This is a genomic window from Variovorax sp. dw_954 (assembly GCF_018449755.1).
Taxonomy (GTDB): Bacteria; Pseudomonadota; Gammaproteobacteria; order Burkholderiales; family Burkholderiaceae_C; genus Variovorax.
In genome coordinates, this window is record NZ_JAAVVD010000004.1 from 124,294 (window position 1) to 137,135 (window position 12,842).

The 12,842-nt window shown below is 64.7% G+C and carries 8 protein-coding genes; 6 read left to right on the plus strand and 2 right to left on the minus strand.

The window, feature by feature from the left end; all coding sequences use genetic code 11:
- Positions 1 to 24: 24 nt before the first annotated feature.
- The 4 genes from HB681_RS08850 to ugpC are packed head-to-tail and all read left to right on the plus strand — an operon-like array spanning position 25 to position 4,335.
- On the plus strand, positions 25 to 1,371 hold the full coding sequence (locus HB681_RS08850) for an extracellular solute-binding protein (RefSeq protein WP_213954435.1): 1,347 nt from the start codon (positions 25 to 27) through the stop codon (positions 1,369 to 1,371).
- A complete protein-coding gene (locus HB681_RS08855) occupies positions 1,368 to 2,306 on the plus strand; it encodes a sugar ABC transporter permease (RefSeq protein ID WP_345944648.1) in 939 nt (312 codons plus the stop codon). Before HB681_RS08850 ends, HB681_RS08855 begins: the two co-directional genes overlap by 4 nt.
- Entirely contained in the window at positions 2,293 to 3,237 is a 945-nt protein-coding gene (locus HB681_RS08860) for a carbohydrate ABC transporter permease (protein ID WP_256734867.1), read from the plus strand. The genes HB681_RS08855 and HB681_RS08860 overlap by 14 nt, the downstream gene beginning before the upstream one ends.
- Before the next feature lie 21 nt (positions 3,238 to 3,258).
- On the plus strand, positions 3,259 to 4,335 hold the full coding sequence (gene ugpC / locus HB681_RS08865; protein ID WP_213954436.1) for a sn-glycerol-3-phosphate ABC transporter ATP-binding protein UgpC: 1,077 nt from the start codon (positions 3,259 to 3,261) through the stop codon (positions 4,333 to 4,335).
- A gap of 41 nt (positions 4,336 to 4,376) precedes the next feature.
- On the opposite strand, the gene HB681_RS08870 is transcribed toward ugpC, so the two are convergent.
- Positions 4,377 to 8,756 (minus strand): hypothetical protein, encoded by a 4,380-nt coding sequence (locus HB681_RS08870; RefSeq protein WP_213954437.1) that lies wholly within the window; start codon positions 8,754 to 8,756, stop codon positions 4,377 to 4,379.
- Positions 8,753 to 9,496, minus strand: coding sequence for a RusA family crossover junction endodeoxyribonuclease (locus HB681_RS08875; RefSeq protein ID WP_213954438.1), 744 nt, complete (start codon positions 9,494 to 9,496; stop codon positions 8,753 to 8,755). Before HB681_RS08875 ends, HB681_RS08870 begins: the two co-directional genes overlap by 4 nt.
- 585 nt (positions 9,497 to 10,081) lie before the next feature.
- Between HB681_RS08875 and HB681_RS08880 the strand changes: the two genes are divergently transcribed.
- Positions 10,082 to 10,606, plus strand: a complete 525-nt coding sequence (locus HB681_RS08880) for a universal stress protein (protein WP_213954439.1) — start codon at positions 10,082 to 10,084, stop codon at positions 10,604 to 10,606.
- 158 nt (positions 10,607 to 10,764) lie between these two features.
- The gene (gene acs / locus HB681_RS08885; RefSeq protein WP_213954440.1) at positions 10,765 to 12,840 is read left to right on the plus strand and encodes an acetate--CoA ligase; all 2,076 of its coding nucleotides are present in this window, start codon (positions 10,765 to 10,767) and stop codon (positions 12,838 to 12,840) included.
- Positions 12,841 to 12,842 lie beyond the last annotated feature (2 nt).

The window sequence follows — 12,842 nt, forward strand, 5'->3', positions numbered from 1 at the left end:
GCCCATCACGCACGCGAGGCAAACATGCACAACGATTTCAACAACGGCCGCCGCGGTCTTCTCAAGGCCGGCGCGGCACTCGGCGCAGGCGCACTCCTTCCCGGCCTGGCCGCAGCACAAGGCGGCGCGAAGAAGTTCGACGGCGTCACGCTCAACGTCTCGACCTTCAGTGCCGCCTACCCCAAGCTGCTGCAGCAATGGCTGCCCGAGTTCGAAGCGCTGACGGGAGCAAAGGTCAACTACGACGCGCCCTCCTTCCCCGTCTACAACCAGCGCGCGGACCTGGAGCTGTCGACCAAGGGCTCGGCCTACGACGTGGTCAACGTGACCTTCATCTATTCGAGCCGCTGGATCAACTCGGGCTGGCTCACGCCGCTCGACGACTACATCAGGAATCCCAACCTCACGCCGGCCGACTTCGACCTCAACGACTTCCTGCCCGGCGCCCGCGCGCCCGAGACCGGCAAGGACGGCAAGCTCTACGGCGTGCCGTGGACCGCCGAGGCGCTGCTCACCGGGTCGTCGCGCTTCGACCTCGTGCAGAAGGCCGGGCTCGCCTTCCCCGACACCACCGACGACCTGGTGAAGGTGCTGCGCGCCGTCAACAAGAAGGAGCGCGTGGCCGGCTTCGTCGCCGACAACCACTACGGCTGGACCTTCGTGCCCTACCTGCATGCCTTCGGCGGCGATGTTTTCCGCAAGGCGCCCGACGACCTGTTCCCCACGCTCGACACGCCCGAGGCAATTGCCGCCGGCGAGTACTACGCCAACCTGCTGAAGGAGTTCGGCCCCGACGGCGCCGTGACCTACCAGCCCGACCAGGTGACGCAGGCCCTCAAGCTCGGCCGCGTGAACTTCACCGATGCGGGTCAGCTGTACCTGGCGCAGCTCGGCGATCCGGCCACGAGCAAGACGATCCAGACAGTGAAGTTCGGCCTGATCCCCAAGGGTCCGGCCGGGCGCTTTCCGGGTACTGCGGTGCACGCCCTCGGCATCCCTGCCGGCTCGAAGAAGAAGGAGGCCGCGTGGGCCTTCATCCAGTGGGCCCTGAGCAAGCAGACCACGCGCCGCGCAGTGGCAGCAGGCTACGGATCGCCCGCGCGCCGCTCCGACATCGACTCGCCCGAGTACCGCCAGAAGCAGGTCATCAACGGCAGCGACCTGGCCAAGCTTTCGCTGGAATCGATCGACCTTGCCGCGAAGACCGGCCACATGAAGTACCGCACCGTGTCGGTCTATCCGCAGGTCGACCAGCAGCTCAACAAGGCGATCGAGTTGATCGTCACCGGGCAGCTGTCGGCCAAACAGGCGTTCCAGCAGGCGCAGGCCCAGTCCATCGCGGAACTGAAGCGGGCAGGCCTGAACCTGTGAGCGCCATTGCCGTTGCACGCGGTGGCCGCACGGCCGGCGGCAAGGACGGAAGCTGGGAGGCCGAGCGCCGCCGCGCCTTCCTGATCGGGCTGTCGCCTTCGCTGCTGGTGCTGCTGGCGATCACGCTGGTGCCGGCCGTGGCGCTGCTGGTCGCGAGCCTCACGCCGCTGAGCCTGACCGATCCGGCCAACACCTTCCGCTTCGACGACCCGCTCGGCAACTACCGGCACCTGCTGGAAGACAAGCGCTTCCTCGCGTCGATCGCGGTGCAGCTCAAGCTGTCGGTGGTCAGCGTGGCGCTGCAGCTCGGCGTGGGGCTGGGGCTGGCATTGCTGCTCAACGGCAAGTCGAAGGTGCTCGGCGCGACGCGCACCGTGTTCCTCATCCCGATGGTGCTGCCGCCGATCGTCGTCGCGCTCATCTGGAAGATCATCTACACGCCCGACGTGAGCCCGATGCACAGGCTGCTGGAGGCGGTCGGCCTGCCGGTGCGCTCCCTCATCGCCAACCCCGACACGGCGCTGTGGGCGCTCACGGTGGCCGACACCTGGCAGTGGTTCCCTTTCACGATGCTGATGGTGCTGGCCTCGCTGCAGATGATCCCGGACGACCCGCTCGAAGCGGCCAGCCTCGACGGCGCCAACCGCTGGCAGCTGTTCCGCTTCATCGTGTTCCCGTACATCCGGCCGGTGCTGGTCGTGTGCGGCCTGTTCCGCCTGATCGACAGCTTCAAGGCCTTCCCGCTGATCTACGTGCTGACCAACGGCGGGCCCGGCTCGGTCACCGAGGTCACCAACTACTACGGCTTCATCCAGGCCTTCAACTTCTCCTACTGGGGCTATGCGAGCGCGATCGCGATGGTGATCCTCGCGGGCGTGTTCATGCTGAGCTGGCTGGTGGGAAAACTCGGGTGGAACGACCATGCAGAGCGGTAGCCACGCGATCGATGGCGGCATGCTGGTGGGCGGGCACGACGAGGGCGTGTTGCTCCCCGTTGCGCCCGCGCCCACGACGTTGCGGCCTGCTGCGACACGGCGCCGCACGCACACGAAGAAAAAGTCGTGGCTGCGCCGTCATGCGCGCCCCATCGTCGCGGTGCTGCTGATGCTGCTCGTGCTGTCGCCCTTCCTCTGGTTGGTGCAGCTCGCCTTCAAGCCCGCGGCCGACATCTTCGAGGACAGCCTGCTGTTCGTGCCCACGCTCGACAGTTTCAGGAGCCTGCTGCAAGGCAACTTCCTCAAGTCCTTCGGCAACAGCCTGCTGGTGAGCACGCTCTCGACCGGCATGTCGTTGCTGATCGGCGTGCCGGCCGCCTATGCGCTCACGCGCTGGCAGTTCAAGGGCCGCGACCGCATCGCGCTGTGGATCCTCGTGACGCGCATGGCGCCGCCGATCGCCTTCACGATTCCGTTCTTCCTGGCGTACCAATACCTCGGCCTGCAGGACACAGTCATCGGCCTCGCGATCGTGTACCTCACCTTCAACCTGGCCATTGTGATCTGGTTGATGCAGACCTTCTTCGAGGCCGTGCCGGTCGCGCTGGAGGAGGCCGCGTGGATCGACGGCTGCGGCATCTGGCAGGCCTTCTGGCGCATCACGCTGCCGCTCAGCGCGCCGGGGCTCGCAGCCACCGCGGTGCTGTGCTTCATCTTCTCGTGGAACGATTTTTTCTACGCGCTGATCCTCACGCGCACCAACGCCATCACGGCCCCGGTGGCGATCGTCAACTTCCTCCAGTACGAAGGCTGGGAGTGGACCAAGATCGCCGCGAGCGGCACGCTGGTGATGCTCCCGGTGATCGTGTTCACGGTGCTGGTGCGGACCTACCTCGTGCGCGGCCTCACGGCCGGCGGCGTGAAAGATTGATTGATTGAACGAAAAGAAGCCATGTCCTCTTCCATCAGCATCCGCAACCTCGTCAAGGACTTCGGCAGCACGCCCGTGCTGCGCAACATCGACATCGAGATCCACGAGGGCGAGTTCCTCGCGCTGGTCGGGCCATCGGGCTGCGGCAAGTCGACGCTGCTGCGCATGATCGCGGGGCTGGAGAGCATCACCAGCGGCGAGATCCGGCTGGGCGACGAGACCATCAACGACGTGGCGCCGCGGGACCGCAACATCGCGATGGTGTTCCAGAACTATGCGTTGTATCCGCACATGACGGTCGCGGAGAACCTGGGCTTTGCGCTGTCGATGCAGGGCATCGACCGCAAGGAGATCGCGCAGCGCGTGGGGCACGCGGCCGACATCCTGGGCCTGGGGCGGTTGCTGGCGCGCAGGCCGAAGCAGCTGTCAGGCGGCCAGCGCCAGCGCGTGGCGATGGGCCGCGCGATCGTGCGCCGGCCCGAGGCCTTCCTGTTCGACGAGCCGCTGTCGAACCTCGACGCCAAGCTGCGCGTGCAGATGCGGACCGAAATCAAGGCACTGCATCAACGGCTAGGGACGACGACCGTGTATGTCACGCACGACCAGGTCGAGGCGATGACGATGGCGGATCGCATCGTGGTGCTGAAGGACGGCGTGGTGGAGCAGGTCGGCGCGCCGCTGGCGCTGTATGACCAGCCGCGCAATGCGTTCGTCGCAGGGTTCATCGGGTCACCGGCGATGAACTTCATTCCGGGGCGCTTGCAGCTGGATGGGGCTTCACCGCCGCATGTGGTGACGGACGACGGGCTGCAGTTGCCGCTGGCGCGGCCTGCGCGGGGGGCGCATGGGGATCGGGTGCTGTATGGGGCGCGGCCTGAGCACTTCACGCTGGATGCGAGCCGTGGGGCGGGGGCTGATGTGATCGTGGTGGAGCCGACGGGGTCGGAGACGCAGATCGCGGCGCGGTTTGCGGGGCAGAACGTGATTGCGGCGTTTCGGGATCGGATCAGTGCACGGCCGGGGGATCGGCTGCCGCTGTGGCCGCTGGGGGAGGCGGCGCATTTGTTTGATGCGGGGAGTGGGGTGCGGTTGAATTGAGGTGGTTGCACGTTCGAACAATCGGCGGCTCCAGACTGATCTCAGTCACTCACGTCAGTAGCCGAACGGCAGCGATGCACCCGCGTCGCAGCCTTGGCACAGCTTGAAACGTCAACGACACAGATTTCCGGCTGCGGGCCCGAAAGCGATGACTCCCGGATCGTTGCCGCCAAAGCGCGCAGCCGCTCTACGACGGCCTCGAAGTTCAGGAACGTTCCGTCGGTCAGTTCCCATCCTTTCGGCCGCCGCGTCTGATGCACGAGTAAGAGGATGCCTTCTCGGCCATCTTGGGCGCGCAGATATTGGCCGCAGAGTTGTTTGACGAGGGCGTCTTTAAGCTGTGGCAGCGTCCAACTTTCCGCCACCTTGATCTCGGTTGCGACGTTGGCATCGCTGGCCTTAGCCCTGAAGCGCAGGTCCGGCTCCTTCTCTTCGGCGACGTGCGGCTCGCGCTCAATCGAATAGGCCGTTCCTTGTACGTGTCGAAGCCGGTCGGCCAACCAGTTCTGAACTGCAGGTTCGTCAGGTAGAGCGCTCAAGGTTGTACCCTGCCGAAAATCACCATGGATCAGGTCATGCTCCAGGTCTTCCAAGCGTTGCAGTGCGACGAGCTGCAGTTCCCGTCCCGTAACGGGCGGGCGCTCAAACCGCTCTTCAACCTGGCGCGCTTCTCCTGCTGTCCATGCGGTGTGCTCGGCGTCTTCTGCCGCGCGATCGTGTACCAAGGCACGCAGGCGCGATGCCGGTATCGGGAACCCAGGCGTGTCTATCAACCGCAGGATCGCCTCGAAAGTCGCGGCCCCGGGCATGCTGACCAATGCCTTGAATGCCGCCGATCGCGCCTCCTGGGCTTCGTCCCGTTCGTCCGGTGAGTACACCCCCTTCTTGGCGCGATCACGGTCATCTTCGATCCGCACGATGCGGTATGCCAGCAGGACGAGGCGTTCCAGTGTGGCAAGGTCAAGTGCAGCAGCCGATGGTTCTGAGCGCCCCCAACGCGAGCCGACTATCTGAGGTAGGGCGCGTTCGACGAGAGCTGTCTTCTCAGCTTCGCCAAGTCGGTCAAGCTTCGCGACCAGGGCGTCCGTTGCGCCTTGCGCGTTGATCGCATAGGCCGCGCCGAGATACTGCGCGCAGACCTGGGGATCGTCGGTGCCCTGAAACCTATAGAGAACAAGCGTGTACAGATCACCTTTTTCAACTTCGGGCAGACCGCGCACGAGGATGGGCAGCAAGGGTCGCAGGGCCAGTTGGTTCAAACCAGGCCTGGTCTGCAGCTCGCGCCATAAGGCGAGGGACATCAGTCGCGCGAGGTTTTCCGGGCCACGATATATGTCTTCCAGGGTTTGGTAGTGGACGCCCGGCGTTGGGTTGTCGAGATCACTGCCCGCTTCCTTGGCGAGCACCTGTTCGACGGCGGCGGGCCAAGCCGCGGCCAATGCTCCAATCCACTTGGGAAAGCCGTTGATTTCGAGTGTCGCGTACTCGGTGGCGCGAACGGCTTGCTCTTTAGTCAGCTGTGCTGCCCAGTTCGGCCGCGATGCCGCTTCGATTGAGACGCCAGCGATGCACATGCTATCGATCATGCCGATCTGGTTGCGCTCGTTCGGTGCGCGTTCGCTATGCAGCGTTGGCTTCCAGCTTCGCCAAATTTCGGCAAGCCTGTCGGCAAATGCTGTCGCGACTTCCTGCCCAGCAATCTCGGCGATAGGAGCGACGGTGTCGATGGCGTAGTGCGAACTGCCGCGAACGGCCTGGCGCAGCAGTTGCCATAGGTCATACACCCGTCCGTCAACGGTATTGGGTGCCGTGGGCAGGAGCTGCTGCAGCTTCACCGGATCAGCGCGCATTTCGGTGACGAAATCGACCCATGACTGTTCCCGCTGGGCCTGCGCTTGCTTGCCTGCCCGCTCGGATTTAGCCAGCTCTTCCTCGCTCTTGATCTCTTCTGCAGACTTGACTCGCGGCGTAATCCACTCGGTGTAAGCCGCCTGCATGTCGCTGTCGGAGGCGGCAACAGCAGCAATGCGCGCCTTCAGCGCCTCATCTTGTTGGTCTTCGTTGAACCACAGGCTGAGTGCTGCGTTGATTGCCAGCTGCCGTTCTGTAGCGCGGTCCCTGCCAGGTGCATCGGCGAGCAGCCAGTCGATATCGACTAGAACAAGTCCCGGCGGCCAGCCGAGGAACTTCATCTGGAAGGCATGGAGCAGCGGACGACCAGTAAGGATTCTGTGATTGCCGAGACGGTCGGCTGCCCGCCAGAAGGCCGCACGCCGGCGCTCCGGCGTCCGGTGCAGCTGCTCAACAGCGTCCGCTCCCTTCTTGAGCCGCCGTTGTGTCCGATCGAAGCGGCGATCGCCGATTCGCAGCACGGCGTCGATTGCTGCCTCGGGTGCGGCGTTCGGCGGCGACAGTTCGAGCAGTTGCTCCGCCGAGGTTGCAAGCGTTGTCGCGTATTGCGCGTCTCGCGATGAACTGTCGTCGGCGTCAGGATCGGGCGGCTCCGGTGCCAGCTGACTCAAGAGCCCGTCGATCAGCTTGGTTAGATCGGCAGCGGTTGCCAGTTTCGCGGCGAGGTCAGCGCCGTGCCAATCCAGATTGAAACCGCCGCCCTCACCATCACCAAGGTGCACGACCGCAAGAATGGCGAGCAAGTCATCGACATTGATCAGCCGCGGGAACAGGTCTTCCACGGCCTCCCATACGACGGTAGCCGGGATCGATGCACAGTTCCGCCTGACGTATTCGGCGTAGTTCGTTCGCTGACGATCGTCGCCGGCCGCAAGCAGCGCCCGGCCAGCCGTGATTGCGGTGTAGAGATCGGGAAATTGGCCGAATGACGCGGCCTCCGCGATGCCGGCGCATTCACCAAGTTTGCCAAGCCAGATCAACCGGAGGACGAACCGGCGAATTTCAGCGTTGCCCTTATCGGTCTCCCAGATGGCGCGCAGCGCGGGCGCGATATCCGGCTGGGTGAACCGTGCCAAGCTGCCGATGCCCAGCAGCGGGGTTTCCTCATCCCTGCGCATCCGCTCGATAAGTGCCGTCAATACGGCCTGGCGCGTCGCCGGAGGCAGGCTTGCCGGGTCGCCAGCGGTGAAGAGCAGAAAGGGTGCACGACGTATGACTTCGGTTGCCACGCTCTCATCCCAGAGGCTCAACCAAGCCGCTGTTTCGAGCATGGAGGGCTTGATCAGCTCGACCCCGTAGGTTCGCGAAAACAAGAAATCGTGCAGCCGGCGCCGAGGCAGATTTGCTTGTCGCAGTCGGTGCAGCCAGCGTGCAGCAAGATAGGCGCGTACTACCCCCTCGTTGTCGTTGTGCAGCCTGGCACGCCCGAACGTGGCCGGGTCGAATGCCGGTCTTGTCAACAACTGCAGCCGGTCTTCGCTCGGCCAGTCCGGCAATACGTCATCGATCGTGGCCGCAGGTCGGGCATCTTCGAGCGGCGCATCCCTGTCCGGTATGGCGATGGTGGTCTGCCGACCGAATACCAGTGCAGCCCCGATTCGTTCCAGCCCGCGATGCGCACGCTCGGCATCTAGAGAATCGCGACGAGCGCGGTCGGGGTCCACTTCCCGCACACGCTCACGCAGGCTGGCCTCGATCATCGCCATGAAGCTGCCGAGGCGGCCGTGGTCGCGCCAGTTGCGCACGATCCAGTCTAGGTCTAACGGCCGTCGCGCGAAGTCCCACATGTTCGCCGCTTGAATCGCATCGATGAGGCTATCCATCTCAGGCGCATTCTTGGCGGCGGCATATGTCCGCACCTTGTCGGCATCGAGCGAGGCCATTACGACGATCAATGGCGTCTCTGCCGGTGTCGGCTCCGGTGGCTTCTCATGGCGCAGCACGCGGCGGATCAGCTCATCGAGCGGTGGAACGGGTTCGGCCACGCTCTCACGTGGTAGTGGCAACTCCTCGTTCAGCCGGCGTGCGTCGCGGGCGAATTCCCAATCGGTGTGACGGCCGGAGAGCACGATATGAGCACGGCCCTCCGCGCCAACTATTCCGTTGGCGATCTGTCGCAGGGCGCGCTCAAGCCGAATGTTGTCGAGCTTTGCTTCGTCAATCGAGTCGATGAAAAACCAACCCGATTCGCTGCTGGAACGCCAGGCGTTCAGACGCGCCCCGTCGGCCGGGCGCAGGGCGCTTTCGAGCCCCTCTCGGCCAACATCCTGAACAGTCGCATAGAAGGCAAACTTGCCTGCGGCAGTTTGCAGGCACGCTTGCTCTGTCAGCTCTTCGGTCTTGCCGCTGCCGGCTTCGGCCAGGATGACGACGCGGCGCTTTGCGAGCAGGTCAGGCCATCCGAGCCTGCCATCCGAAAGGCCGGCGGCTGCGCGGTATCGCGAATGGGCAAGCCCATCGGCATCTTCGCGCCATTCGTAGAACCGGCGATCAAGCGCTACCGTGGTCACTTGTCAACTTGCTCTGCGATTCCGGGGTCGTGCAGTGTCCAGGTCTTGAGTGGGACAAGCTCAAATCCCGACTGCTCGACTCGCGTGCGATGGAAGCCCATCAAGATCGGCGACACGTACTTGCCGTGCTGGAAAGCGCGGAACTGCGGCAGACCGGCCTGACGCAGTTCGTGACGCAGGGTCCGCTTGCGCCGGGTCATGTCCGCCAACGCGTGCGCCAGGTCAAAGGTCTGTTCCACCGAAACGGCTTGCAGCCCTTCCGTCGTCCATGCCTGTTCAGACAGCGGGTAGTACAGGCCGTCCGGCATCTCATAGAAGCGCAGGGGCAACGGCATGAAGTCGTCTGGCGAGGCCTTGATCGCCATCTCAAAGCGCGCGCCACGTGGCACATCGACCCATGAAATGTCGATGTGCTGGACTTGGCAGTCGTCGATCAGCAGACCGCCGTGGCCCTTGATCGTGTCGAGCAACTGCTTGGCATGGTTGTCGATATCGCCATAGGACGGCGTTTCGAGCATCTTCTGTTCATCGAGGTAGAGCACAACTCGAAGCGAAATCTCGCCGACGAAGACGTACTTGTTGGTCAGCTGCTCGCGGACCATTGCCTTGAACGCGGCGCGGGCGTTGCCAGCGTTAGCGTATGAGACTGGCTCAAGGTCGAAGGTCTGCTGCCACTCTCCGAACATCGGGTCGATACCCGCGGCTGCGCCTCGGCGCTCAATCTCAAATGGCTCGTCCATATCGTCCTCAACTGCTACCCCTCGTATGCGTCTCTTTACCAGGGCAAGTCGCGGTGCGATCGCAGCTTCGCGCTACGCCGACGTACCAGGCCAAGATTGCCATGCGCGAATTGTGCCGTGAATGGGGTCGGATGCGGGGCTTAAAGACCGGCAAGTAGTTGATTCATAAGACACGAGCGCCGCGCCGAAAGTCTCATAAGCGCTTTGAACGGCCGGTGTTCTCGCAAGCGGTCAGCAGAGACATCGGGTCCGAGCGACAGCCGTCGCTGCATACCTGCCGCCACATAGTCATGAGTACAACGGAACGGGGCCCGGTTCCAATCGCGCGCCGAAACTAGTCCCGCCAACGCACCTCGCCACGCCCCGCAGGTCCGGAGCCCCCTCGCCTATCCGGCTGTTGCAGCGAATCGATCACGTGCAGCATTCCGTCGAAGTTGCGGCCAGATGCTGGCCCGACAGGTGATGGTTGCGCAGATCAACTCTTCGGGTCGATGAAAAGACGGTGCCAGCCGCCCCAACTCGGTATCCCACCGCACAGATCCCCCCGCCCAACAAGCCTACAACCGAGTGTTCCCAGGAGCACTCATGTACCAGCGAATCCTCGTCCCCCTCGACGGAAGCCCCACCTCCACACGCGGCCTGCAAGAGGCCATCCGTGTAGCCCAACTCACCAAGGGCCGCCTGCGGCTGATGCATGTGATCGACGAGCTTTCGTTCGCGTTGGGCATGAGTGCCTATGCAGGCTACGGCGGCGACTGGCTCGGCCTTCTTCGCGAAGCCGGGGCGAGCGTGCTGGAACAGGGCAAGTCGGCCGTCGTGGCCTCGGGTGTCGGCGTCGAAACGCTGCTGGAGGACCACCTGGCGGGCCCGGTGCACGTCATGGTGACGGCCGAAGCCATCCGCTGGCCGGCGGACCTCATCGTGCTCGGCACCCACGGGCGGCGCGGCATCGGGCGCACGGTGCTGGGAAGCAGCGCGGAAAACATCCTGCGTTATTCGACCGTGCCGGTGCTGCTGGTGCGCGATCTGCCGGAGGCCAAGGCGGCTGCCGCGGCTTCGGGGGAGAGCGTGCGCCTTCACGCGCCCTCTGGCGCGGTCGCCATGCAATAGCCGGTCGCGCCAGCCGCGCGCGCCATGCAGGCGCCGGGGTGCGATGCCGCTCGGTGTGCCACCGCACAGACCGCGCAGCAAGGTGGGTTCAGGGTAGGAGGCAGCCAGGAGACAGGGAGGAAGGCGGATCCATCCATCCACAGAGAAAAGACATCACCATGAAGACAATCAGCCACGACGCTGCGGTCGCGCTCGGCGGCAAGGTCCCGCGCTTTGCAGCGAACGACAACAGCGACGACGACAGCAGCACCGCCAACCCGGCCCATGCGGCCGCAGGCAAGATCCATCTCCACCCCGTGCCGGAGTCCATCCTGAAGCGGGCGTACGTATCCGGCATGCCTGCCTACCAGAAGCTGGTGGCGGAAGCCGATGCCGACCACGCCGCCTACTGGGCCCGCCTCGCGCGCGAGTTCGTCACATGGAAGACGCCCTTCGCCCGCTCGCTCGATCACACCAAAGCGCCCTTCTTCAAGTGGTTCGAGGACGGCACGCTGAACGTCTCGTACAACTGCCTCGACCGCCAGGTCGAGCGCGGCCTCGGCGACAAGGTCGCCATCCGCTTCGAGGCCGACGATGGCCAGGTCAGCCGCGTCACCTACAGCGAGCTGCTGGCGCGCACGTGCCGCCTGGCCAATGCGCTGAGAGCGCGCGGCGTAAAGAAGGGCGACCGCGTCGTCATCTACATGTCGATGAGCATCGAGGGCGTGGTCGCGATGCAGGCCTGCGCCCGCGTCGGCGCCACGCATTCGGTGGTGTTCGGCGGCTTCTCGGCGCAGAGCCTGCGCGATCGCATGGAAGGCGCCGGCGCGGTGATGGTGATCACGGCCGACGAGCAGTTGCGCGGCGGCAGGCAGCTGCCGTTGAAGGCAATCGTCGACGAGGCCATCGCGCTCGGCGGATGCGATGCGGTCAAGGACGTGATCGTCTACCGCCGCACCGGCGGCAAGATCGAATGGCACCCGTCGCGCGACTGCTGGATGCATGAAATCACCGCCGACCAGGCCGACACCTGCGAGCCCGAATGGGTCGGCGCCGAGCACCCGCTGTTCCTGCTGTACACCTCGGGTTCCACCGGCAAGCCCAAGGGCGTGCAGCACTCGAGCGGCGGCTACCTGCTGCATGCGGCGGTCACGACGAAGTGGACCTTCGACCTGCACGACGACGATGTGTTCTGGTGCACGGCCGACATCGGCTGGGTCACCGGCCACACCTACATCGCCTACGGCCCGCTGGCCATCGGTGCGACCCAGGTCGTGTTCGAGGGTGTGCCGACCTACCCCGACGCGGGACGCTTCTGGCGGATGATCCAGGACCACAAGGTCACGGTGTTCTACACGGCGCCGACGGCGATCCGGTCGCTCATCAAGGCATCGACCGCCAACGACGAGGTGCATCCGAAGTTCTACGACCTGTCGAGCCTGCGCATCCTCGGCTCGGTCGGCGAACCGATCAATCCGGCCGCGTGGGAGTGGTATCACGCGAATGTGGGCGGCGGCCGGTGTCCCATCGTCGACACCTTCTGGCAGACCGAGACCGGCGGCCACATGATCACGCCGCTGCCCGGCGCGACACCGCTGCTGCCGGGCTCCTGCACCCTGCCCTTCCCCGGCATCGCGGCGGCGATCGTGGACGAAGCCGGCAATGACATGCCCGATGGGCAAGGCGGCCTGCTGGTCGTCAAGAAGCCGTGGCCGGGGATGATCCGCACGATCTGGAACGAGGAGGAGCGCTTCAAGTCCAGCTACTTCCCCAGCGAACTCAAGGGCTACTACCTCGCGGGCGACGGCGCCATCCGCAATGCGGACAACGGCTACTTCACCATCACCGGCCGCATCGACGACGTGCTCAACGTGTCGGGCCACCGGATGGGGACCATGGAGATCGAATCGGCCCTGGTGTCGTGCACCGAACTCGTCGCCGAGGCAGCCGTGGTGGGCCGCCCGGACGAGACCACCGGCGAGACCATCTGCGCCTTCGTGGTGCTCAAGGGGCCGCGTCCGACCGGCGATGAGGCGAAGCGCATCGCGATCGAACTGCGCAACTGGGTCGGCAAGGAGATCGGACCGATCGCCAAGCCAAAGGACATCCGCTTCGGCGACAACCTGCCCAAGACCCGCAGCGGAAAGATCATGCGGCGCCTGCTGCGCCTGATCGCCAATGACGAGCCCATCACGCAAGACATCTCGACGCTCGAGAACCCGGCTGTCCTTGAACAGCTGATGGAAAGGAACTGACC